26 protein-coding genes and 1 pseudogene are annotated in these 21,943 nt (G+C 74.4%); 17 read left to right on the top strand and 10 right to left on the bottom strand.

The window, feature by feature from the left end; genetic code table 11:
• Position 1: 1 nt before the first annotated feature.
• Complete coding sequence (locus ACWCYY_RS00425) at positions 2 to 931, bottom strand: hypothetical protein (RefSeq protein ID WP_345279159.1); 930 nt, start codon at positions 929 to 931, stop codon at positions 2 to 4.
• A 73-nt stretch (positions 932 to 1,004) separates the two neighbouring features.
• Between ACWCYY_RS00425 and ACWCYY_RS00420 the strand changes: the two genes are divergently transcribed.
• Positions 1,005 to 1,376, top strand: a complete 372-nt coding sequence (locus ACWCYY_RS00420; protein ID WP_345279161.1) for a YbjQ family protein — start codon at positions 1,005 to 1,007, stop codon at positions 1,374 to 1,376.
• A gap of 42 nt (positions 1,377 to 1,418) precedes the next feature.
• Here ACWCYY_RS00420 and ACWCYY_RS00415 read toward each other — a convergent pair whose 3' ends face one another.
• A complete protein-coding gene (locus tag ACWCYY_RS00415; protein ID WP_345279167.1) occupies positions 1,419 to 2,519 on the bottom strand; it encodes a M20 family metallopeptidase in 1,101 nt (366 codons plus the stop codon).
• Positions 2,520 to 2,596: 77 nt separating this feature from the next.
• Between ACWCYY_RS00415 and ACWCYY_RS00410 the strand changes: the two genes are divergently transcribed.
• The gene (locus ACWCYY_RS00410) at positions 2,597 to 3,667 is read left to right on the top strand and encodes an FAD-dependent oxidoreductase (protein ID WP_449794623.1); all 1,071 of its coding nucleotides are present in this window, start codon (positions 2,597 to 2,599) and stop codon (positions 3,665 to 3,667) included.
• Positions 3,668 to 3,692: 25 nt separating this feature from the next.
• Here the strand turns inward: ACWCYY_RS00410 and paaE are convergent, their stop codons facing one another.
• From paaE to paaA, 5 genes are read right to left on the bottom strand one after another with little or no spacing between them, the layout of a single operon-like run.
• Complete coding sequence (gene paaE / locus ACWCYY_RS00405; RefSeq protein WP_449794622.1) at positions 3,693 to 4,766, bottom strand: 1,2-phenylacetyl-CoA epoxidase subunit PaaE; 1,074 nt, start codon at positions 4,764 to 4,766, stop codon at positions 3,693 to 3,695.
• A gap of 3 nt (positions 4,767 to 4,769) precedes the next feature.
• Positions 4,770 to 5,276 carry a 1,2-phenylacetyl-CoA epoxidase subunit PaaD gene (gene paaD, locus ACWCYY_RS00400; RefSeq protein ID WP_345279173.1) on the bottom strand — a complete coding sequence of 169 codons (507 nt, stop codon included), beginning with the start codon at positions 5,274 to 5,276 and terminating at the stop codon, positions 4,770 to 4,772.
• Positions 5,270 to 6,151, bottom strand: coding sequence for a 1,2-phenylacetyl-CoA epoxidase subunit PaaC (paaC, locus tag ACWCYY_RS00395; protein WP_345279175.1), 882 nt, complete (start codon positions 6,149 to 6,151; stop codon positions 5,270 to 5,272). Before paaC ends, paaD begins: the two co-directional genes overlap by 7 nt.
• A gap of 16 nt (positions 6,152 to 6,167) precedes the next feature.
• Positions 6,168 to 6,455, bottom strand: a complete 288-nt coding sequence (gene paaB / locus ACWCYY_RS00390) for a 1,2-phenylacetyl-CoA epoxidase subunit PaaB (RefSeq protein ID WP_345279177.1) — start codon at positions 6,453 to 6,455, stop codon at positions 6,168 to 6,170.
• Complete coding sequence (paaA, locus tag ACWCYY_RS00385; RefSeq protein ID WP_345279179.1) at positions 6,452 to 7,411, bottom strand: 1,2-phenylacetyl-CoA epoxidase subunit PaaA; 960 nt, start codon at positions 7,409 to 7,411, stop codon at positions 6,452 to 6,454. Before paaA ends, paaB begins: the two co-directional genes overlap by 4 nt.
• 265 nt (positions 7,412 to 7,676) lie before the next feature.
• Here paaA and ACWCYY_RS00380 point away from each other — a divergent pair, with 265 nt between their 5' ends.
• The 3 genes from ACWCYY_RS00380 to ACWCYY_RS00370 all read left to right on the top strand — a co-directional run bounded on the left by ACWCYY_RS00380 (position 7,677) and on the right by ACWCYY_RS00370 (position 9,278).
• Positions 7,677 to 7,967, top strand: coding sequence for a hypothetical protein (locus ACWCYY_RS00380; RefSeq protein WP_449794621.1), 291 nt, complete (start codon positions 7,677 to 7,679; stop codon positions 7,965 to 7,967).
• A gap of 52 nt (positions 7,968 to 8,019) precedes the next feature.
• A complete protein-coding gene (locus ACWCYY_RS00375; RefSeq protein ID WP_345279187.1) occupies positions 8,020 to 8,586 on the top strand; it encodes a YdeI/OmpD-associated family protein in 567 nt (188 codons plus the stop codon).
• A gap of 65 nt (positions 8,587 to 8,651) precedes the next feature.
• A complete protein-coding gene (locus ACWCYY_RS00370) occupies positions 8,652 to 9,278 on the top strand; it encodes a DinB family protein (protein WP_449794620.1) in 627 nt (208 codons plus the stop codon).
• A gap of 214 nt (positions 9,279 to 9,492) precedes the next feature.
• On the opposite strand, the gene ACWCYY_RS00365 is transcribed toward ACWCYY_RS00370, so the two are convergent.
• The gene (locus tag ACWCYY_RS00365) at positions 9,493 to 10,818 is read right to left on the bottom strand and encodes a M20/M25/M40 family metallo-hydrolase (protein WP_449794619.1); all 1,326 of its coding nucleotides are present in this window, start codon (positions 10,816 to 10,818) and stop codon (positions 9,493 to 9,495) included.
• 555 nt (positions 10,819 to 11,373) lie between these two features.
• Here ACWCYY_RS00365 and ACWCYY_RS00360 point away from each other — a divergent pair.
• The 5 genes from ACWCYY_RS00360 (at position 11,374) to ACWCYY_RS00340 (ending at position 14,788) form a co-directional block, all read left to right on the top strand.
• A complete protein-coding gene (locus ACWCYY_RS00360) occupies positions 11,374 to 11,682 on the top strand; it encodes a GNAT family N-acetyltransferase (RefSeq protein WP_345279193.1) in 309 nt (102 codons plus the stop codon).
• Complete coding sequence (locus ACWCYY_RS00355) at positions 11,682 to 12,080, top strand: (4Fe-4S)-binding protein (protein WP_449794618.1); 399 nt, start codon at positions 11,682 to 11,684, stop codon at positions 12,078 to 12,080. Before ACWCYY_RS00360 ends, ACWCYY_RS00355 begins: the two co-directional genes overlap by 1 nt.
• Positions 12,081 to 12,152: 72 nt before the next feature.
• Positions 12,153 to 13,157 (top strand): aldo/keto reductase, encoded by a 1,005-nt coding sequence (locus tag ACWCYY_RS00350; protein ID WP_345279197.1) that lies wholly within the window; start codon positions 12,153 to 12,155, stop codon positions 13,155 to 13,157.
• A gap of 38 nt (positions 13,158 to 13,195) precedes the next feature.
• Positions 13,196 to 13,786 carry a TetR family transcriptional regulator gene (locus ACWCYY_RS00345; protein WP_345279199.1) on the top strand — a complete coding sequence of 197 codons (591 nt, stop codon included), beginning with the start codon at positions 13,196 to 13,198 and terminating at the stop codon, positions 13,784 to 13,786.
• Positions 13,787 to 13,900: 114 nt separating this feature from the next.
• The gene (locus tag ACWCYY_RS00340) at positions 13,901 to 14,788 is read left to right on the top strand and encodes an ADP-ribosylglycohydrolase family protein (protein WP_449794617.1); all 888 of its coding nucleotides are present in this window, start codon (positions 13,901 to 13,903) and stop codon (positions 14,786 to 14,788) included.
• Positions 14,789 to 14,860: 72 nt separating this feature from the next.
• On the opposite strand, the gene ACWCYY_RS00335 is transcribed toward ACWCYY_RS00340, so the two are convergent.
• Positions 14,861 to 15,127, bottom strand: coding sequence for a GlsB/YeaQ/YmgE family stress response membrane protein (locus ACWCYY_RS00335; protein WP_345279203.1), 267 nt, complete (start codon positions 15,125 to 15,127; stop codon positions 14,861 to 14,863).
• Positions 15,128 to 15,297: 170 nt separating this feature from the next.
• Here ACWCYY_RS00335 and ACWCYY_RS00330 point away from each other — a divergent pair, with 170 nt between their 5' ends.
• The 7 genes and pseudogenes from ACWCYY_RS00330 to ACWCYY_RS00300 all read left to right on the top strand — a co-directional run bounded on the left by ACWCYY_RS00330 (position 15,298) and on the right by ACWCYY_RS00300 (position 20,879).
• Complete coding sequence (locus tag ACWCYY_RS00330) at positions 15,298 to 16,017, top strand: hypothetical protein (RefSeq protein ID WP_449794616.1); 720 nt, start codon at positions 15,298 to 15,300, stop codon at positions 16,015 to 16,017.
• A gap of 312 nt (positions 16,018 to 16,329) precedes the next feature.
• Complete coding sequence (locus ACWCYY_RS00325; RefSeq protein WP_345279207.1) at positions 16,330 to 16,827, top strand: cysteine dioxygenase; 498 nt, start codon at positions 16,330 to 16,332, stop codon at positions 16,825 to 16,827.
• A pseudogene (locus ACWCYY_RS00320) lies at positions 16,824 to 17,213 on the top strand (rhodanese-like domain-containing protein); the annotation flags it as partial. The gene ACWCYY_RS00325 and the pseudogene ACWCYY_RS00320, both read left to right, overlap by 4 nt.
• 235 nt (positions 17,214 to 17,448) lie before the next feature.
• Positions 17,449 to 18,525, top strand: coding sequence for an ABC transporter ATP-binding protein (locus ACWCYY_RS00315; RefSeq protein WP_449794615.1), 1,077 nt, complete (start codon positions 17,449 to 17,451; stop codon positions 18,523 to 18,525).
• A complete protein-coding gene (locus ACWCYY_RS00310; protein WP_345279213.1) occupies positions 18,515 to 19,186 on the top strand; it encodes an ABC transporter permease in 672 nt (223 codons plus the stop codon). Before ACWCYY_RS00315 ends, ACWCYY_RS00310 begins: the two co-directional genes overlap by 11 nt.
• Entirely contained in the window at positions 19,183 to 19,863 is a 681-nt protein-coding gene (locus ACWCYY_RS00305) for an ABC transporter permease (RefSeq protein ID WP_345279214.1), read from the top strand. The genes ACWCYY_RS00310 and ACWCYY_RS00305 overlap by 4 nt, the downstream gene beginning before the upstream one ends.
• Before the next feature lie 77 nt (positions 19,864 to 19,940).
• The gene (locus ACWCYY_RS00300; protein ID WP_345279215.1) at positions 19,941 to 20,879 is read left to right on the top strand and encodes an ABC transporter substrate-binding protein; all 939 of its coding nucleotides are present in this window, start codon (positions 19,941 to 19,943) and stop codon (positions 20,877 to 20,879) included.
• Positions 20,880 to 20,956: 77 nt separating this feature from the next.
• Here the strand turns inward: ACWCYY_RS00300 and ACWCYY_RS00295 are convergent, their stop codons facing one another.
• Positions 20,957 to 21,553, bottom strand: coding sequence for an aggregation-promoting factor C-terminal-like domain-containing protein (locus ACWCYY_RS00295; protein WP_345279216.1), 597 nt, complete (start codon positions 21,551 to 21,553; stop codon positions 20,957 to 20,959).
• Positions 21,554 to 21,943: the final 390 nt, after the last annotated feature.

Genomic DNA, 21,943 nt, shown 5'->3' with positions numbered 1-21,943 from the left:
GTCAGCGGCGGTAGCCCCGGGTGGGGTCGCGCTCCTCGGCGTCCTCGTAGGTGAGGAACCACCCCTCGGGGTGGGTGGCGGCCAGCAGGACGTCGGTGCGCTCGGTGGCGTCCAGCTCCGGGTCGCCCTCGTCGGGGCCGTAGACGCCGAACAGCTCGTCGGCGCAGCCGTCCCAGTCGTAGTCGTAGAGGTCGACCGGGAGGTCGCCCATCATGTCGGCCACGGCCTGCGGCTGGGCGCCGAGCAGTTCGCGGGCGTCCACCAGGGCGAGCCGGAGCGCCAGTTCCTCGGCCAGGTTGCGGGGCAGCGGCCACTCGCCGAGGGCCAGGTCGTCGGCGAGGTCGTCGAAGGCCCGGGCGAAGGCGCGGCGCCAGCTGCGGTGCAGCTGCCAGGTGCGCTGCGGCAGGCGGCCGAGCACCGCCCAGTCCGCCTCCTCCTCGTCGGTGACCGGGTCGTCCTCGTGCTCGTCCAGGTCGTCGTACGCGGCGTCGGCCAGGGTGATGAGTTGAGTGTGGATCAGGCAGGCGGTGCGCGGGGTGAGGGTCCAGTCCCCGGTGCCGCCGCCCTCCTCCTCGTCCAGGTCGAGCGGGAAGAGCTCGGCGAAGTCCGGCGCGAAGTCGTCGGTGACGGCGATCTCCAGGGTGCCGCCGATCGCCTCGACGCCGGGGATCGCGGCCACCAGCCGGTCGGGGTGGAGCAGCGCACCGAGCGCCGCGTTGGGGTCCTCGGAGACCTCGCGCAGCAGTGCCTCCCGCTGCCCCTGCGGATCGATCCCGGTGAAGTCCAGCTCCTCGACGGCGGCCCGCGCGGCACGGCGCAACTGGTCCCAGTCGGTGATGCGGATGCCGAGCACCACCGTCGCTTCGATCTCCTGCGCGCCGGAGTCAGCCGCCGCGCCCGGCCCCTGTGGATGATCGCTTCGCTCGCCCATGGGACCAGGTTTACAGGCTGTGCCCGAGCGAGTCCACCTGCTTGGCCGGTCCCCGGGTTGCAGGATGGCAACCATGAGCAACCTCGAAGAGTTCGGCGGCGGGCAGGGCCCGGGCGCCGACGTGCTGGTGGTCACGACCAACGACGTCCCGGGCTTCCGGGTGGACCGGGTGATCGGGGAGGTGTTCGGCCTGACGGTGCGCAGCCGCCACATCGGGACGCAGATCGGCGCCTCCTTCAAGTCCATGCTGGGAGGGGAGTTGAAGGGGCTGACCAAGACCCTGGTGGAGTCCCGGAATCAGGCGATGGAGCGCCTGGTCGAGCAGACCCGGGCGCGCGGCGGGAACGCGGTGCTGATGATGCGCTTCGACGTCACCGAGGCGGCCGACCTCGGGACGGAGATCTGCGCGTACGGGACGGCCGTGGTGATCTCGCCGCTGCAGTGAGCGGAGGTCGGCGGGCGGCTCCGGTCGCCCGCCGACGGTCCGTCAGGTCTGCCGGATCGCCCCGACCAGGCCGGCCACCAGTTCGGCGCGCTCGACCATCGAGCCGACCAGCAGGTACTCGTCGTCGGAGTGGGCCCCGCCGCCGACCGCGCCCAGCCCGTCGAGGGTCGGGACGCCGAGCGCCGCGGTGTAGTTGCCGTCGCTGCCGCCACCGACCGCGCGGCCCTCGACCCCGGGGAGCAGCTCCCGGGCCACCGCGAACAGCGAGGCGGAGGCGGACTCCGGCATCGGCGGCCGGCTGATCCCGCCCGAGACGGCGAGCTTCGCGCCCTCCACCCGTGGGGTCAGCGCCGCGAAGGCGGCCTCGACGCGCTCCTTCTCCTGCCGGCTCTCGACCCGGACGTCGACCAGGACGGTCGCGGAGGCGGGCACGACGTTCTCGGCGGTGCCGGCCTCGGCCACGGTCGGGGTGACGGTGGTGCCGAGCTCCGGGCGGCCGAACTCGGCGATGGCGAGCACCTGGTGGGCGGCCTCGATCAGCGCGTTGATCCCGGCCTCGGGCTCCAGTCCGGCGTGCGAGGCCCGCCCGGTGACGGTGACGTGGAAGCCGCCGGTGCCCTTGCGGGCGGTCTTCAGCCCGCCGCCGTCGGCCGCGCCCTCGAAGACCAGCACCGCGCCGCAGGCCAGCGCCCGTTCCTCGATCAGCGCCCGTGAGCTGCGGGAGCCGACCTCCTCGTCCGCGGTCACCAGGATCTCGACGCCCGCCAGGTCGTCCAGTGCGGCCAGCCCGTGCACCGCCTGGACCAGGCCGCCGAGCATGTCGAAGACCCCCGGCCCGGTGACCCGCCCGTCCGCGACCGTGAACGGGCGGCGCTCCAGGGTGCCGAGCGGGAAGACGGTGTCGTGGTGACCGAGGACCAGCACCCGGGGCTCGCCGCCGCCGGACCAGTGGACGTGCGGCAGCCCGTCCAGCTCGACGATCGCGGCCCGCCCGCCCAGGCGCCGCTCGATCACCTCGGCGACCACGTGGGCCGAGGCCTTCAGTGCGGTGGGGTCGTCCGAGGGGGATTCGGTCGTGATGAGCCTCTCGAGGTCTTCGAGCATGGCGTCGACACTCGGGGGAACGGCCTTGCGCATCGTCATGCCCCGAGACTAGTCGGGGCGGGGAACAGCTCTCCCCCCGGTGATGTTTCACCACCGTGACTGTTTACGGTGAAACGATGGTGGACGTCGACGTCGTGGTGATCGGGGCCGGCCAGGCGGGCCTGTCCGCTGCCTACCACCTGCGCCGACGCGGCTTCGCCCCGTACACCGGCTTCGTGGTGCTGGACGCGGACGCCACCCCGGGCGGCGCCTGGGCCCACCGCTCCCCCTCGCTGCGGATGGCCACCGTGCACGGCTTCCACGACCTGCCCGACTTCGAGCTGCCGGAGCCCGACCCGAGCGCGCCGGCCCGCGAGGTGGTGCCCGGCTACTTCGCGGCGTACGAGGCCAGGCACGCCCTGCCGGTGGTCCGGCCGGTCAAGGTCTCCTCGGTCGAGTCGCTGCCCGACGGGCGGCTGCTGGTGAGCAGCGACGCCGGGCAGTGGCGGGCCCGGGCGCTGGTGAACGCCACCGGCACCTGGACCAGGCCCTTCCTGCCGTTCTACCCCGGGCACTTCACGGGCCGTCAGCTGCACTACGCGGACTACCGGGGGCCGGAGGAGTTCGCCGGGAAGCGGGTGCTGGTGGTCGGCGGCGGCGCCTCGGCGATCCAGGTCCTCTCGGAGGTGGCCACCGTCGGCGAGACGGTCTGGGTGACGCGGCGTGAGCCGGAGTACCGGGACGGGCCGTTCACCCCCGAGTCCGGCCGGGCCGCCGTCGCCCTGGTCGAGCAGCGCGTCCGGGAGGGCCTGCCGGTGCGCAGCGTGGTCAGCGTCACCGGCCTCGGCCCCTCGGTCGCGTACCGCCGCGCCGAGGAGCTGGGAGCCCTGCACCGGCGCCCGATGTTCGACCGCCTCACCGAGCACGGCGTGGCCTGGGGCGAGCGGGAGGAGCGCTTCGACGCCATCGTCTGGGCCACCGGCTTCCGCGCCGAGACCGCCCACCTCGCCCCGCTCCACCTGCGCACCCCGGCCGGCGGCATCCGCCTCACCGGCACCCGCGCCACCGACGACCCCCGCATCCACCTGCTCGGCTACGGCCCCTCCGCCTCCACCGTCGGAGCCAACCGCGCCGGCCGGGCCGCCGCGAACGACCTGGTCACCCTCCTCGGCGACCCGCACGAGCGCGAGCCCGCCCCGGTCCGGTGAGCGACGGCCGTCCCGGCGTTCCGGGTCAGCGGTCGAAGTCGACCGTGACCTTGTCGGAGACGGGGCGGGCCTGGCAGGTCAGGACGTAGCCGGCGGCGAGCTCCTTCTCCTCCAGGGCGAAGTTGCGGCGCATGGTGGTCTCGCCCTCGGTGACCAGGGCGCGGCAGGTGCCGCAGACACCGCCCTTGCAGGCGAACGGGAGGTCGGGGCGGGCGCGCTGGGCGCCGTCCAGGATCGAGCGGTCGCGCGGGAGGGAGAGGGTGCCGGAGCGGCCGTCCAGGATGACGGTGACCTCGGCGGCGTCGGCGTCGACGGCCTCCTCCTCGGCCCGCTCGGCGGGCGGCTCGTCCTCGGCGTGGAACAGCTCCTGGTGGACCCGCTCGGCCGGGACGCCCAGCTCGTGCAGCAGCTCCTTGGCGCCGATCACCATGCCGTACGGGCCGCAGAGCCACCAGTGGTCCACCTCGGGGGCGTCCACCAGGGCCGTCAGCAGGGCCCGGACCCGCTCCGGGTCGAGCCGGCCGCTGAGCAGCTCGGCGTCGCGGCTCTCCCGGGAGAGCACGTGCACCAGCTGGAGGCGGCCGAGGTGACGGTCCTTCAGGTCGGCCAGCTCGTCGGCGAACATCACCGTGTCGCTGCGCCGGTTGCCGTAGACCAGCACCACCTGCGAGACGCCGTCGGCCAGCACCGAGGCGGCGATCGAGAGCATCGGGGTGATGCCGGAGCCCGCCGCCAGCAGCACGTGGGTGCCGGGCACCGAGAGGTCGGGGGTGAACAGGCCGACCGGCGGCAGCACCTCCACCTCGGTGCCCACGCCCGCCTCCCGGACCAGCCAGCGGGAGAACAGCCCGCCCGGCACCTCGCGGACCGCGATCCGCAGCGCTCCCCCGGCGGGGGCGCAGATCGAGTACGAGCGCCGCTCGTCCACCCCGTCCACGATCCGACGGACCGTCAGGGTCTGGCCGGGGCGGAAGGCGTACTCCTCGGCGAGCTCCGGCGGCACCTCGAAGGTGACCGCGACGGCGTCCTCGCAGAGCTGCTCCGACGCGGCGATCCGCAGCGAGTGGAAGGTCAGGCGGCGCGGGGCGGTGGTGGTCACGGGTCAGATCTCCTTGATCCGTTCGAAGGGCTCCCGGCAGTCGCGGCAGCGCCAGAGCGCCTTGCAGGAGGTGGAGCCGAAGCGGGACAGCTCCTCCGTCTCCCGGCTGCCGCACTGCGGGCAGAGCACCGCGAGCCTGGTCCGCCCGAGGGTGAGGGCGAGCGGCCCGGGGGACGCGGCGGCGACGGCGTGCGGCGGGGCGATCCCGGCGGCGGCCAGCTTGGCCCGGCCGGCCTCGGTGATCAGGTCGGTGGACCACGGCGGGTCCAGCCGCAGCCGCACGTCCACCTCCCGGTACCCGGCGGCCCGCAGCCGGCCCGCCACGTCGGCGGCCATCTCGGCCACCGCCGGGCAGCCGGAGTAGGTCGGGGTGAGCCAGGCGGTGACGGCGTCGCCGCGCTGCTCGACCTCGGCCAGCACGCCGAGGTCGGCCAGGGTCAGCATCGGCAGCTCCGGGTCGGGCACCTCGGCGGCGACCTCCAGAGCGGGCCGCAGGGTCGTGGTCACCACGTCGCCCCCGGGTGCGCCCTGGCCACCACCTGGAGCTCGGCGAGCATCAGGCCGAGCGCCTCGGTGTGCACGCCGTCCCGCCCGGCCCGGCCGCCGACCCGGGCCATCGGCGCGGCCTCCGGCAGCTCCAGCCCCGCCGCGGCCAGCACCTCGGCCAGCGTGGCCAGCACCGGCTCGCGCAGCTCGGCGACGTCCACCCCGAGCGCCAGCTCCACCCGGTGCGGCGTGAACAGCTCGTCCAGCAGCGGCCAGACCGCCGCCAGACCGGCCCGCATCCGCTCGGCGGAGTACGCGGTGCCGTCGCCGAGCCGCAACGTCCAGGCGGCGGCGTACTCGCGGTGGTAGGCCAGCTCCTTGACTCCCCGGGCCGCGACCGCCGCGAGCACCGGGTCGGCGTGGCCGGCCAGCCGCTCGAAGAGGGCCAGGCGGGCGGTGGAGAACAGCAGCAGCCGGGCCACGGTGTGCGCGAAGTCGCCGTTGGGGACCTCGACCAGGCGCACGTTGCGGAACTGGTGGTCCTCGCGCCAGTACGCCAGGTCGTCCTCCGTCCGCTCGGTGCCGTCCAACTGGCCGGAGCGGGTCAGCAGTTGGCGGGCCTGGCCGAGCAGGTCGAGGCCGAGGTTGGCCAGCGCCACCTCCTCCTCCAGCTCGGGCGCCCGGGTGCACCACTCGATCAGCCGCTGGGCCAGGACCAGCGCGTCGTCGCCGAGCATCAGGCAGAACTCGGCCAGGGCGGCCGGGTCGACCCCCGCCGGGACGGCGCGGTCCACCCCGAGCAGCGGGTCGGAGAAGCCGGTGCCGTACGCCCAGCGGGCCTCGCCCTCCGGGCCGTGGTCCGCCTCGGCGAGGCTCAGGTACACGTGGTCGTCGCTCATGAGAGGTGCTCCCCCGTCAGATGTGCGGGACATCCTCGGGGATGTCGTAGAAGGTCGGGTGGCGGTAGACCTTGTCGCCGCTGGGGGCGAAGAACGGGTCCTGCTCGTCCGGGGTGGAGGCGGTGATCGCGCTCGACGGCACCACCCAGAGGCTGACGCCCTCGTTCCGCCGGGTGTAGAGGTCGCGGGCGGCGAGCAGCGCCATCCGGTCGTCGGCGGCGTGCAGCGAGCCGACGTGCACGTGGTTCAGGCCCCGCCGGGGGCGGACGAACACCTCGTACAGCGGCCAGTCGGCCTTGCTCATGCCTCGTTCTCCTTCTGCTTCGCCTGCTGCTTGGCCGCGTGGGCCAGGGCGGCCTCGCGGACCCAGGCGCCGTCCTCGTGGGCGGCCCGGCGGCGCTCGACCCGCTGCGCGTTGCACGGGCCCTGACCCTTGATCACCTGCTTGAGCTCGGACCAGTCCGGCTCGCCGAAGTCCCAGCCGCCGCGCTCCTCGTTCCACGCCAGCGCCGGGTCGGGGAGGGTGACGCCGAGGTGCTGCGCCTGGGGCACCGTCATGTCGACGAAGCGCTGGCGCAGTTCGTCGTTGGTGTGGCGCTTGATCCGCCACTCCATGGACTGCGCGGTGTTCGGCGAGTCGCCGTCCGGCGGGCCGAACATCATCAGCGACGGCCACCACCAGCGGTCCACCGCGTCCTGCACCATGGCGCGCTGGCCCTCGGTGCCGCGCATCATCGTCATCAGCAGCTCGTAGCCCTGCCGCTGGTGGAAGGACTCCTCCTTGCAGACCCGCACCATCGCCCGGGCGTACGGCCCGTAGCTGCACCGGCAGAGCGGCACCTGGTTGCAGATCGCCGCGCCGTCCACCAGCCAGCCGATCACGCCGACGTCGGCGAAGGTCAGCGTCGGGTAGTTGAAGATCGAGCTGTACTTCTGCCGCCCGCTGATCAGCTTCTCGGTCAGCTCGGCCCGGTCCACCCCGAGGGTCTCCGCCGCCGCGTACAGGTACAGCCCGTGGCCCGCCTCGTCCTGGGCCTTGGCCAGCAGGATCGCCTTCCGGCGTAGCGAGGGGGCCCTGGTCAGCCAGTTCCCCTCGGGCTGCATGCCGATGATCTCGGAGTGCGCGTGCTGCGCGATCTGCCGCACCAGCGTCGCCCGGTACGCCTCCGGCATCCAGTCCCTCGGCTCGATCCGCTGGTCCGCCGCCACCACGGCCTCGAACCGCCCCGCCAAGGCCTCACCCGCATCGGCCACCGTCACCGCAACCCACCTCCCGACTGACCGTTCGGTCGGTACCAGTGTGCAGCCCACCCGCCTCCCCTGACAAGGGCGGCCCGCCGCAGCCTCCGACCGGGCTGTCGGAGGCCACAGCTACGGTGCTGTGCATCCGCCGGACGGAGCGCCCTCGGGGCTCGCGGCTACGGGGGGTGGGGGCAGTCCCGGCCACGGCTCGGACTCCGTCGACACCGCGACCCACCCCCCGCACCTCCGCCGCACGCCCTCGGGCCGGTGGGACCATGCGGGCATGCGCGCTGCGGACCGGATGACCCCTCAGGAGCTGCGGACCGTCCAGGAGTGCCTGGACGCGGCGGTGCACGGCCCGTTCTTCGAGGAGTGGGAGTTCCAGACCTTGACGGGGCGGACCCGCGAGGAGATCGCCGCCGTCGCGGAGGCCTGGCCCGGGGAGGTCGACGAGGAGGCCGTCCGCAGCGTGCTGGCCAACCTCGTCTGCTACCCGCACGGCGTCCCCTGGGGCCGCCACATCTCCACCCCCCGGGAGGAGGTCCGCCGGCTCTGGCTCGCCTGGCCGGTCTGAGGCGGTGTCGCGGAGCTGACGGGGCGTCGGTGCGGGTGGCTAGCCTGGGAGGATGGAGCAGCTGGACGGGGTCGAGGTCATCGCTTTCGCGGACGGGGCGGCGTTCGAGGGGTGGCTGACGGAGCATCACGGGCGGGTGGACGGGGTGTGGGTGAAGGTCGCGAAGAAGGGGGCCGGGGTCCCGTCCGTGACGGAGCAGGAGCTGGTGGACGTCGGGCTGTGCTGGGGGTGGGTGTCGGGGCAGCGGCGGTCGCTGGACGGGCAGTGGTACCTCCAGCGGTACGTGCCGCGGCGGCCGCGCAGCCTCTGGTCGCTGGTGAACGTGGAGAAGGTCGCCGAGCTGACCGCCGCCGGGCGGATGCGCGAGCCGGGGCTGGCCGAGGTGCGGCGGGCCCAGCAGGACGGCCGCTGGGCGGGGGCGTACCCGCCGGCCAGCACTGCCGTCGTCCCGCCCGAGCTGGCGGCGGCGCTGGCGGAGGATCCGGCGGCGGCCGCCGCGTTCGAGGGGCTGGACCGGACGGCCCGCTACCAGCTGATGCTGCCGCTGCTCCAGGCCCTCACCCCGAAGAGCCGGGCGAGCCGGCTGGAGCGGGCGCTGCGGCAGCTCGGCGCGGGCTGACCGAACCGGCCCCGGCCCCGTAACCCGGTCGCGGACGGAGCGTCCGCCGTGCCAGGGTTCGCCCCATGACGACCCCTCAGCGCCTGGCGCCCCTGCTCGCCCAGTTCGACTTCGCCCGCAAGCGGCTCACCGACCGGATGGCCGGGCCGACGGTCAACAGCGGGAACGGGCTGGACGTCGCGGTGGTCACCATGACCGACCACGAGTACCGCTGGGAGCCGGTGCCGCGCTGCTGGTCGGTGCGGCGGCGGTCGGAGGGGCCGGGCGAGGCGGCCGGGTTCCTGGTCGGCGGAGGCGGGGGCGAGTGGGGGCGGGACTCGGCGCCGTGGCCGCACCCGGAGCCGACCCCGTTCACCACGCTGGCCTGGCGGCTGTGCCACCTCACCGAGATGCTGTGGCTGCGCTCCGACCACACCGACGGCACCCGTTCGCTGGACCGGGACGACCTGCCGGTGCCGGGCACGGCGGCGGAGGCGGTGGCCGACTTCGAGGCCGCGGCGACGGCTTGGCGGAACACCCTGCTCGCGGCGGGCGACGCCGCGCTGGACACCGTCGGGTACTGCACCTACCCCTACGGCGGGGACGCCGAGGAGCCCTTCGTCGAGATCGTCTGGTGGGTGAACCAGGAGCTGCTGCACCACGGCGCCGAGATCGCCCTGCTGCGCGACCTGTACCGGTACTCCGCGCACTGACGCACCGATGCGCCCTCCGGGACCGCCGTGTCGGCGAGGAGCGGAAGCAGGGAGGGGCGGGGGCGCGAGGAGAGGGGCGAGTGCCCTGACGCACTCGTGCGCCCTGCGGGACCGCCATGTCGGCGAGGAGCAGGAGCAGGAGCAGGAGGGGTGAGCGCGCTGACACACCCCTCAGGGCCCGCCGGGTGCCGTCCCGGCGGGCCCTGAGGGATGGTCAGCCGCGCAGGCGGGGCAGGGGTACGGCGAGCAGGGCGGCGAGCAGGGCGATCCTGGGGGCCAGCAGGTCGGTGCGGATGTGCTCGTGGCGGGCGTGCGGGCCGGCGCCGACCGCGCCGAGGCCGTCCAGGGTGGGCAGGCCGCGGGCGCCGGCCGCGTTGGTGTCGCCCGCGCCGCCGGCCGGGGCGCCGTCGAGCTGCTGACCGAGGGCGGCGGCCAGCGAACGGACGTGGCGCAGCAGCGGGTCGCCAGTGCGCACGGGCCACGTCGGGCGGCTGGAGACCACCTCGGCGCGGACCTTGGCGCCGGGCCGCAGCGGGGTGAGCCGGGCCAGGGTGTCCAGGGTGCGGCTCTGCGCCTCGGGGGTGGCGAAGCGCAGGCCGAGCTCGGCCTCGGCCCGGCCCGCGACCACGTTGGCCCGGGTGCCGCCGAGGATGCGGCCGGCGTTGAGCTCGGCGTCGGGGTGGCAGATCAGGCCCCGGACGGCGACCAGCTGGTCGACCAGTTCGTCGACGGCCGAGACGCCGAGGGCCGCGTCGTTGCCCGCGTGCGACTCCTTGCCGGTGACCGTCAGCCGCACCCGGCTGCTGCCGCGGCGGGCGGTCTTCAGCCGGCCGTCGGGGTGCGGCGGCTCCAGGCCCAGCACGGCGGCGGCGCCGCTGAGCTGACGCTCCACCAGGCGGCGCCCGTCCGGACTGCCGAGCTCCTCGTCGGAGACCACCACCAGCCGCACCGGCCGGTGCGGGCGCTGGCCGAGGTCGGCCAGCAGGGCCAACGCGCCCTCGACCAGGGCGAGTCCGCCCTTCATGTCCAGGACGCCGGGGCCGGTCAGCACCCCGTCCTGCTCCTCCACCGGCCAGTCGGCCAGGATGCCGGCCGGCCAGACGGTGTCGTGGTGGCCGACGATCAGCACCGGGGCGAGGTCCTCGCGCCGCCCGGCCCAGTCCAGCACCAGGTGGTCGCCGGCCTCGTTGGGGACCCGGCGGACGGTGGCGCCGGTGGCGGCGTACCCGGCGGCCAACTCCTCGGCCAGCTGGTTGAGCCGGACGGTGTCCGCGGTCGGCGACTCCATCCGGGCCAGCTCGGCGATCCGGCGGCGGACGGGGCCGGCCAGGGTGCCGGCCCGGGAGCGGAGGGCGGCCGGCAGGCCGGGCAGCGCGCCGGTGTCGGCGGCCTCGGCGGGGCGGCTCCCGGCGGGATCAGCCCCGGCGGAACGGCCTTCGGCGGAGCGGTTCTCGGCGGAGCGGCCCTCCGCGGAACGGCCCTCGGCCGGGCGGTCGAGTTCCAGGGCGGGCAGCTGGCCGGGGGCGGACTGGGTGGTCATCGCTCGCCTCCCCGACCGCTGCCGGTACTCGACGCCTGACCCGCCGTCGGGTGCAGCCGGCGTGGTGGGGTGGCGGCCCCGGCGCGCCGGGCGCCTTCGGGGCAGGGCAGGTGGAGCGACCTCGGGCTGGGCAACACTGCGTCCTCCTCGCTCGGTCCGGTGACCCCGGCTCGGCCCGGGGCCCGTGGGACGGCGGCTCCCGCGTGCCGGTGCGGACGGGCACCGGCACGGGGGAAGTCGCGAGGCGAGCCTAGAAGATTCGTTCGTTTCCCTGCGAGTGGCCCGGCGCTCCCCGCACCGGCGACAGGCCTGGGCCAGCCGCCTTCCGGGGCGCTCCCGGCCCGGATCGGCCGGGGCCGCGCTCCCCTCCACTGTGGACCCGGAACACGGTGGCCGCGCCGCGAACCGCGCCGTCCAGCGTCCGATCCACGCCTGATGGGTGACGGAAGGTCAGCCTTTGGAACCAGTGCCGCCTTCCGGCGGCCGCCGCGCACGTAGGGTGGGTTTCGTCCCGATTTGACCCTCCGTCATCCACGATCGACCAAGGGGCCGACAATGTCAGAAGCAGTCCGGGTGCATGACGTGGAGATGAACAGCCGGTTCGAGGCCACCGTGGCCGGGGAGCTGGCCGGATTCGCCGAGTACATCCGCAACGACCGGCTGGTGGTCTACCCGCACACCGTGGTGGACCCGGGATTCGAGGGCCAGGGCATCGGCGGGATGCTGGCCCGGGCCGCCCTGGACGACGCGCGCCGGCGCGGGCTGCCGGTGCTGGCCACCTGCCCCTTCATCAAGGCCTGGATGCTCAGGCACCCGGAGTACGCCGACCTGGCCTACGAGAACCGGAGCCGGGTGAGCGACTGATGGCCCCCGCGAAGGAGTACCGAGCCGAAGGGGTCTCCGTCAGTTTCGACCCGGGACTCTGTCGCCACGCGGCCGAGTGCGTGGGCGGACTCCCCGAGGTCTTCGACACCGGACGGCGCCCCTGGATCACCCCGGGCGCGGCGGCCCCCGAGGTGGTCGCCGCGGTCGTGCGGCGCTGCCCGACCGGCGCCCTCACCTACCTGCTCACACCCGGCGGCACCGAACCCCCGGACCGCCCGACCACCGTGACCCGGACCGAGGACGGCCGCCTGCTGCTCCGCGGCGAGCTGCGGATCGGGGAGCGGGCGGCGACCCGCGCCATGCTCTGCGGCTGCGGCCGCACCGCCGAGGCCCCGTACTGCGACCGCTCGGGAACCTGCGGAACAGAGGGGGGCTGACAGATATTGAAATCTGTCATCCCTCATGTCATAGTTGACGTCAGTTGCCCCCGCCATCCCTTGGAGCACCTGATGACCACCACCTCCCGCACCCGCCTCGGCGCCACCGGCCCGGAGACCTCCGCCCTCGGCCTCGGCCTGATGGGCATGTCCGACCTCTACGGGCCGGCCGACGAGGCCGAGTCGATCGCCACGGTCCACGCCGCCCTCGACGCGGGCGTCACCCTGATGGACACCGGCGACTTCTACGGCATGGGCCACAACGAGTTGCTGCTGCACGACGCCCTGCGCGGCCGCGGCCGCGACTCCGTCCAGATCAGCGTCAAGTTCGGCGCCCAGCGCGGCCCGGACGGCAGCTGGCTCGGCTACGACGCCCGCCCGGAGGCCGTGAAGACCGCGCTCGCCTACACCCTGCGCCGCCTGCGCACCGACCACGTCGACGTCTACCGCCCGGCCCGGCTGGACCCGGCCGTGCCGGTCGAGGAGACCGTCGGCGCCATCGCCGAGCTGGTCAAGGCCGGCTACGTCCGGCACATCGGCCTCTCCGAGGTCGGCGCCGACACCCTGCGCCGGGCCGCCGCCGTCCACCCGATCAGCGACCTGCAGATCGAGTACTCGCTGCTCTCCCGCGGCATCGAGGAGACGATCCTGCCGACCGCCCGCGAGCTGGGCATCGGTGTGACCGCCTACGGCGTGCTCTCCCGCGGCCTGCTCAGCGGCCACTGGAGCGGGCGGCAGGAGATGGCGGCCACCGACTTCCGTGGCTTCAGCCCGCGCTTCCAGGGCGAGAACCTGACCCACAACCTCGGGCTGGTCGAGCAGCTCCGCGCCATCGCCGGGGCCAAGGACGCCACCGTGGCGCAGGTCGCCATCGCCTGGGTCGCCTCCCGGGGCGCGGACATCGTGCCGCTGGTCGGTGCCCGCCGCCGGGACAGGCTCGCCGAGGCGCTCGGCGCACGGCAGTTGGAGCTGACCGCGGCCGACCTGGCCGCGATCGAGGCCGCCGTCCCGGCCGGTTCCGCCGCCGGAGACAGGTACGCTGCGGCACAGATGGCCCACCTCGACAGCGAGCACTGACCCGCCGCCGGGCCCAGCCGCCGCCACCCGAGCAGAGGATGACCGTGCCCAGCGACAGTGCCCTGACCTCCGAGCAGATCCTCAGCGCCGCCGAGGACGTGCTGCGGCGGTACGGGCCCGCCAAGGCCACGGTGGTGGACATCGCCCGGGCGCTCGGCGTCAGCCACGGCAGCGTCTACCGGCACTTCCCCAGCAAGGCCGCGCTGCGCGAGGCCGTCACCCAGCGCTGGCTGGACCAGGCCCACCACGAGCTGGCGGCGGTCACCGCCGACCCCGGCCCGGCCGCCGAGCGGCTGCGCCGCTGGCTGGCCACGCTCTTCGCGGCCAAGCGGCACAAGGCGACGGACGACCCCGAGCTGTTCGCCACCTACCTCACCCTGGTCGGCGAGCTCTCCAGCACGGTCGAGGAGCACGTCGACACGCTGGCCGCGCAGATCGCGGTGATCCTGGCGGACGGCGTCCGCACCGGCGAGTTCCGTCCGATGGACACCGACGCCACCGCCCGGGCGGTCTTCCAGGCCACCGCCCACTTCCACGACCCGGTGTTCGCGGGCGAGTGGTCCGACCCGCGCTGCGAGGCCGACTTCGAGTCGGTCTGGGCGCTGCTGCTCTCCGGTCTGGCGGCCTGACGGGCCGTCACGGCGGGCGCCCGGCCGCCACGGCGGATATTCGGTCGCCGGGCGGTGCCCCGGACCGGGACAATGGTGGCTCCTGACCACCGCGTCCCGAAGGAGAGCCGCACCATGTCCGTACCCCTGGAGAGCCTGCACGCCCTGGCCCTCGGCGACGCCTTCGGCGACCGCTGGTTCCAGGTGATCGCGGACGAGGCCGCCGCCGAACTGACGTCCCGCCGGATCCGCCCGGCGCCCTGGCACTGGACCGACGACACCGCGCAGGCCGTGGTGCTGTACCGGCACCTCGTCGAGTACGGCGAGGTCGAGCCGGACGCGCTGGCGGCCGCTTTCGCCGCCGAGTACACCGCGTACCCGGGTCGGAAGTACGGCGGGTCCATGCACCAGGTGCTCCGGGCGATCCACGAGGGCGCCGACTGGCGGAGCGTCACCTCGGGGATGTTCGAGGGCCAGGGCTCCTGGGGGAACGGCGCCGCGATGCGGGTCGCCCCGCTGGGGGCCTGGTTCGCCGGGGACCTGGCGGTCGCCGCCGAGCAGGCCCGGCGCTCCGCGCTGGTCACCCACTTCCACCCGGAGGCGGTGGCCGGGGCGGTCGCCGTGGCGGTGGCGACGGCGCTGGCCGTGCGCTCCCGCGGCGGTGCGGCGCCGGAGCCGGCCGACTTCCTCACCGAGGTGGCCGGCCACCTGCCGGAGAGCGACGTGCGCTCCGGTCTGCTGATCGCCGCCCGGCTCCCGGACGGGACCTCGGTGCGGCACGCCTCCGTGGTGCTCGGCTCGGGCCGGCAGATGTCCGGGCCGGACACGGTGCCGTTCGCCCTCTGGTCGGCGGCCCGCTGGCTGGACCGGCTGCCGGAGGCGATCTGGTGCACCTTGGAGGGCTGGGGCGACATGGACACCACCTGCGCCATCACCGCCGGGGTGGTGGCCGGGCGCACCGGCCTGGACCAGGTGCCCGGGCCGTGGTGGGACGCCCGCGAGGCACTGCCGGACGGCCTCTGACGGTCCGTGAACGACGCCGCGCCCCGGCACCGGATCGTTCCGGTGCCGGGGCGCGGTGCTGCCGGGGCGCGTTCAGTCCCGGGAGTTGCCGAACAGGATGCGGTAGGCGACCAGGAGCACGAAGGAGCCCGCTATCGCGGCGATCCAGGTGGCCGGGTCGTAGAAGCTGGTGGCCACCGGCCGGTCCAGGACGGCGCTGGAGAGCCAGCCGCCCACGAAGGAGCCGGCGATGCCGATCAGCGTGGTGACGACGATCCCGCCCGGGTCCCGCCCCGGCAGGATGAACTTGGCGATGGCCCCGGCCACCAGGCCGAGGATGATCCAACTGATGATGCCCATGGTGTGGTCCTGCCCTTCCCCGTCACCGCCCATGCGCGGCGGCCCGTGGAAGAGGACGCGCCAACCGCCGCACGGGTTCCCGGAGCTGACCGGAGATCAGTTTGAACGTGTTCAACTCCTCTGTCATGCTGGTGACCTGACACCGTCCCAGCTTTCCGGGGGGAAGCACCGTGGCACCGTTCCGTCTCCGCGCACTGCCGGCCGTCCTCGTCCTGGCGGCCACCGCCTGCGCCCAGGCCGCCCCGTCGCCGGCGCCGCCCGCCGCTCCGACCGTCTCCGCCACCGCCGGGCTCTCCGCCCCGGAACTGGCGAGCCTCGCGGGACGGAACGCGGCGGCCCGGGGCACCGTCACGGCCCGCCTCGACGCCATGGTGACGGGGCAACGGGTGACCGGCAGGGTCGCGGTCGGCCTGGACGGCGACCGGTGCACCTACGACCTCACCATGGCCAAGGCCGGCCGGGTACAGCTGATCAAGATCGCCGACCGGTTCTGGATGAAGGCCCCGTCCGTCTTCTCGCACGCCGGAGCCCTGCGGCCGATGGATTCCTACGTCAGGATCACCGCGGAGGAGTACCCCGCGGCGGACCTCTTCTGCCGGACCGTCATCCAGAACGTCAGCCTGGCCCGGTCCCTGCAGGACCCCGCGGAGCTGCGCCGGGAGGGCGCCGGCGAGGGCCGGATCCGGATGACCGACCGGTACGGCACCGTGGTCGAGGTGTCCGACACCGCCACTCCCCTCCCTCTGCTGGTCCGTGCGGACAGCGACGTGGAGTACTGCGAGATCGCCTTCTCCGAGTACGGCCTCCCGGTCGAGCCGGTCGAGCCGCCGCCCGCTCAGACGGTGGACTTCTCCTCGCTCGGCCTCGGCAAGGGCGGGGCCACCGGCTGAGCGTTCGGCACCGGACCATCCACCCCGGCGCCGCTCTCAGCAGGCGGGACGTGCTTGACTCCGTCGCCGACCGCCGTCAGGATCACTTCCATGGACACCGGCACCACCCTGGTCTGCCGCCTGCACGTCGATCTGCGACGCCAGGCGAGCGACATGTGTGCCTGCTGACGCGTTCCGCCCCGTCGCGTCACCCTTCCCCCGCCCTGTGAAGACCCCCAGGACCGCGGCACGCCCCGCAGCACCCGCACACCGCTCCGCCTTCACGGCCGGCCACCGCATGGGCCGGCCGCATTCGGCTACCCGAGGACCGCCATGACCGTCGAGCTCGACCACGCCCCGCACGGCACCGCCAAGCCGCTCTCCCTCACCGAACTACGCACCATCGTCAGCGAGTTGGCCGAACGCCCGGCCGGCTGGCTGCCCCGGGTGCGGCTCTCCGCCGAGCAGCGCTGGTACGAGCGGCTCGCGCTCACCGAGGACCACGAGGTCTGGCTGATCAGCTGGCTGCCCGGCCAGTCCACCGGCTTCCACGGCCACGGCGGCTCGCGCGGGGCGTTCACCGTGGCGCTCGGCGAGCTGGCCGAGCTGTCCCTCTCCGGGCCCGAACACGACCTCCAGGTGCGGAACCTGAGCGCCGGGACGGTGCGCTCCTTCGGCCCGGACTTCCTGCACGACGTGCGCAACACCGGCAACGGCCCGGCGGTCACCATCCACGCCTACTCGCCCCCGCTGAGCGAGATGGCCCGCTACGAGCTCCGTGCCGGCGGCCTGGTGCAGACGGCGTACGAGCGCAAGGAGGAGTGGGCATGAGCGAGGACCTCCCCACCAGCGGCATCGACGCCCTGCTGGCGCGCAGCCGCGAGGGCGTGCACCGCCCCGGCCCGGCCGAGGCATCGGCGGCGCAGCGGCGCGGAGCACTGCTGGTCGACATCCGGCCGCAGGCCCAGCGAGCCCGGGAGGGCGAGATCCCGGGCGTGCTGCTGATCGAGCGGAACGTACTGGAGTGGCGGCTCGACCCGGCCGGCAGCCACCGGATCCCGGAGGCCACCGGTCCGGAGCTGGAGGTGATCGTGCTCTGCTCGGAGGGGTACACCTCCAGCCTGGCGGCGGCCGCGCTGCGCGAGATCGGGCTGCCCCGGGCCACCGACCTGGACGGCGGATTCCGGGCCTGGGCCGCCGCCGGACTGCCCACCGTCCGGGGCGGCAACCCGTCCCTGGACGAGGCCCGGCTGCTCGCCGAGGAGACCTCGGGACCTGACGGAGTAGCACCCGACCGATCCCCTTCGACCTGACGGGACACCAGCTGACCAGCCATGCTCTGTCCGACCGCGGGTTTACCCTCCGGGCGGGCAGGGCAAAGGTCAGTGTCCTCATGATCGACAGACAGCCGACGCCCGGGGACCGGGCGCCACGACTAGGAACTGCAACCCCGTGATCAGATTCGACGGCGCGGCCAAGCGCCACCCCGACGGCACCCTTGCCGTCGAGGGCCTGGACCTGGAAGTGCCCGCCGGCCGGATCACCGTGCTGGTGGGCCCGTCCGGCTGCGGCAAGACGACCATCCTGCGGATGGTGAACCGGATGGTCGAGCCGACCGGCGGCCGGGTGCTGCTGGACGGCGCCGACGTGGCCGGGCTGGACGCCGCGAAGCTGCGCCGGGGCATCGGCTACGTGATCCAGCAGGCGGGGCTCTTCCCGCACCGTCGGGTGATCGACAACGTGGCCACCGTGCCCTACCTGCTCGGCTGGGACCGCAAGCGGGCCCGGGCCCGGGCATCCGAGCTGCTGGAGCTGGTCGGCCTCCCGCCGGAGACCGCCAGACGCTACCCGCACCAGCTCTCCGGCGGGCAGCAGCAGCGCGTGGGCGTGGCCCGGGCGTTGGCGGCTGACCCGCCGGTCCTGTTGATGGACGAGCCCTTCAGTGCGGTCGACCCGGTGGTGCGGGCCGGGCTGCAGGAGGAACTGCTGCGCCTGCAGGGCGAGTTGCACAAGACCGTGCTGTTCGTCACGCACGACATCGAGGAGGCCGTCCGGCTGGGCGACCAGGTGGTGGTGCTGCGCGAGCACGGCCGAATAGCCCAACTCGCCGACCCGCACACCCTGTTGACCGCCCCGGCGGACGAGGGCGTGGCCGCCTTCCTGGGCCGCGACCGGGGCCTGCGCGGCCTGGGCCTGCGCCCGGCCGGCCAGGTGGCCACCGTCCCCCTCGCCGAGCGTCGCGGCGCGGACGGCTGGCTGCTCGCACTCGACGCCGACGGACGCCCGTCGCAGTGGCGGCACCCCGAGCACGCGGCCCACTCCGCCTTCGGCTTCCACCCCGCCACCGACACCCTGCGCACCGCGCTGGACGCCGCCGTCCTCTCCCCCGCCGGGCTGGCCGTGGTGCTGGACGCCGAGGGCCGCGCCACCGGCACCGCCGACCGGGCCGCCGTGCTGGACGCGCTCGGCCCGGCCGTGGGGCCCGCCGTGGCGCCCGCCGCGCCGGGAGGTGACGGCGGTGCCCGATGACGAACCGCTGATCCGCTGGGGCTGGCTGGCCGACCACCTCGGCTACCTGGCGCAACTCACCCTGGACCACGCCCTGTTGGCGCTGCCGCCGGTGCTCGTCGGCCTGCTGCTGGCGGTGCCGCTCGGCCTGTTCTGCGCCCGCCACCCGCGGATCTACCAGCCGGTGGCGGTGGTGCTGAACGCCGTGTACGCGCTGCCCGCCCTGGCACTCTTCGTGATCCTGGTGGCGTACACCGGGCCGGCCGAGACCAGCGCGGTGACGATCCCGCTCACCTGCTACGTGGTGGCCCTGATGCTGCCCACCACCGTCGAGGGGCTGCGGGCCACCCCGGACTCCGTCCGGCAGGCCGCCACCGCGATGGGCTACGGCCCGTGGCGCCGGCTGACCGCCGTCGAACTCCCCGCCTCCGTCCCGTACCTGGTCGCCGGGCTGCGGGTCGCCGCGGTCTCCTCCATCTCGATGGCGGCGGTCGGCGCGCTGATCGGCCGGGGCGCGCTGGGCTACCTGTTCATCGACGGCTTCCAGCGGACCTTCACCACCCCGATCCTGGCCGGGATCGTCCTGGTGGTACTGCTGGCCCTGCTGGTCGACGGCCTGCTGCTGCTGGCCCGCAGACTGCTCGCGCCCTGGGCCACCGGGCCGGAAGGCGGGCTGCGGTGAACTGGATCGACTGGCTGCGCGCCTTCTTCACCGACCCGGCCCAGCAGAGCGGGCCGGACGCCATCACCCACCGGCTCGCCGAGCACCTGGCCTTCACCGCCGAATCGCTGGCCTGGGCCGTCCTGCTGGCCGTCCCGCTCGGACTGCTGCTCGGCTACCTGGGCCGGGGCGCCGTCCTGGTGACGGTGCTGGCCGGCACCGCCCGCGCCCTGCCCACCCTCGGCCTGGTCACCCTGGTCGTCCTGCTGGTCGGCGTCGGCAGGGCCTCCACCATCGTCCCGCTGGTGGTGCTGGCCATCCCGCCGCTCCTGGTCGGCGCGGTCGAGGGCGTGCGCGGCACCGACCCCCAACTGCGGGACGCGGCGCGGGGGATCGGCCTGACGCACCCCCAGGTGCTGCGCCAGGTCTGCATCCCCGCCGCCCTGCCCAGCCTGCTGGCCGGGCTGCGCACCGCCACCATCCAGGTGATCGCCACCGCCACCGTGGCCGCGTACGTCGGCCTGGGCGGCCTGGGCCGCTACGTCATCGACGGACTGGCGCTGCGCAAGTACTACGTGGTGGCCGGCGGCGCGGTGCTGGTGGTGGCGCTGGCGCTGGCCGCCCAACTGCTCTTCGCCCTGCTGATCCGGTACTCGCTGCCCCCCGGCAGCCGCCCCGTCCGCCGCCCCGCCGGCTGACCGCCCGGCCGCCCCGGACCCCTCGACCGCACCACCGGCACGTCAACCCCAACTCACCTGCCAAGAAGGAACCTTCGATGACCACCCGTCTGCTCCGCACCGTCACGGCCACCGCGCTCCTGCTGGGCGCGGCGGCCTGCGGCTCCTCCGGCGGCAGCGACCCGCTGGCCGCCTCCAGTCCGAGCGCCGGAGGCTCCGCCGCGGCGTCCTCCGCGGCCTCCGGCAAGACCGTCGTGGTCGGCTCGGCCAACTTCCCGGAGAACGTGCTGCTCGCCTCCATCTACTCGCAGGCCCTCAAGGCCAAGGGCGTGAAGGTGGAGGAGAAGTTCAACGTCGGCAGCCGGGAGATCCTCTACGGCCAGCTGAAGAGCGGCGGCCTGACCGTGCTGCCGGAGTACAACGGCGCGCTGCTCGGCTACCTCGACCCCAAGAGCACGGCCCTCACCGGCGGCACCGAGGCGGTCAACGCCGCCCTGCACACCACCCTGCCGGCCGAGCTGACGGTGCTCGACTCCTCCGCCGCCCAGGACAACGACTCGCTGACGGTCAGCCAGGAGACCGCCGACAAGCTCGGCCTCAAGTCCATCGCGGACCTGGCCGGCAAGTCCGCGGACTTCGTGATCGGCGGCCCGCCGGAGTTCAAGAGCCGCCGCGAGCAGCAGTTCAAGGACGTCTACGGGCTGACGTTCAAGGAGTGGAAGCCGACCGGCGAGACCACCGCCAACGCCATCAAGGACGGCAGCATCCAGATCGGCAACGTCTTCACCACCGACCCCAAGGTCGTCACCCTGAAGCTCGTCCCGCTGGCCGACCCCAAGTCGGTGTTCTCCAGCCAGAACGTGCTGCCGCTGGTGAACAAGGCGGGCGTGGACGCCACCTCGACGGCCGCGCTCAACGCGGTCTCCGCCAAGCTCGACACCCCCGGCCTCACCGCGCTGATGAAGCGCGTCGCGGTCGACAAGGAGGACCCGTCGGCGGTGGCGAAGGACTGGCTGAAGGCCAACGGCCTGGTCTGACCTGCACTGCACTGCACTGACCATGCGTCGGCCCCGCACCCCTTCGAGGGGGTGCGGGGCCGACGCGTCCGCGCTGCTCAGTACCAGTGGTGGTTCTGCCAGAACGCCCAGGCGGCGTTCGGGCTGCCGTAGCGGTCGTTCATGTACGCCAGGGCCCACTTGATCTGGGTGGCCGGGTTGGTCTTCCAGTCGGCACCGGCCGAGGCCATCTTGGAGCCCGGCAGGGCCTGGGCCAGGCCGTAGGCGCCGGAGGAGGCGTTGGTGGCCTTGAAGTTCCAGCCGCTCTCGTGGCTGATGATGCTGCTGAACGCGGCGAACTGGGCGGCCGGGACGAGGTCGCGGGCCAGCTCCTTCACCGCGCTCGGCGAGGTGGCGCGGGTGGCCGCGGAGAGGTCGGAGCGCTGCTCGGACCGGGAGGCGGCCGCCTCCTGCTGCTCCTGCTTCGGCTGCTCGCCGACGGCCTGCTGAGCCTCGGGCCGGGCCTGCTGGGCCTGGGGCTGGACCTCGACCTGGACCTGGGCCTGCGCGGCCTGCTGCTCGGGCGCCGGGACGTGCGTGACCTCGACCGCCGCGGCGGCGGCCTTCTCCTCCGGGAGCGCCACGGCCACCACGGAGGCGGCACAGGCGGTCGCCAGACCGGCGGAGGCCACCACGAGGGTGGTACGACGGCGCATGACGGCAAGGAGGGAACTACGCATGGAGAGGACGACCTCAATCGTGTGGACCGACTCGGGGCACTCCGCCGCCCGGTCGGCCGATCGCCGTTCCCCTGGGCAGCCGCGCCACCGGCCGTGAGCGCCCCGGTCTGCACCGGACGCCGGACGGTGCGCTCCCCCCGGACCGGCCCGGACCCTGGGGTGGCCGGTGCGACGGGCGGGAGCGCCTTGCGACTCCACCAGTCTTAACGCGGCCCCTACCTGCCATCAAGGGCTCCACCTACGACGCCGGGTCGTAGTGGCACCTGCACCTTCGGCCGCCGACCGCCTCACCGCACGGCGAACCCGTCCTCCTCCACCCCTCCCGCCTTCGATTCCACTGTGGCCCGCCTCACGCGCCCTGCCACG

The organism is Kitasatospora sp. NPDC001664 (assembly GCF_053596675.1).
The sequence above is the reverse complement of the archived record's forward strand: the minus strand, read 5'-3'. Positions and strand labels throughout refer to the sequence as shown.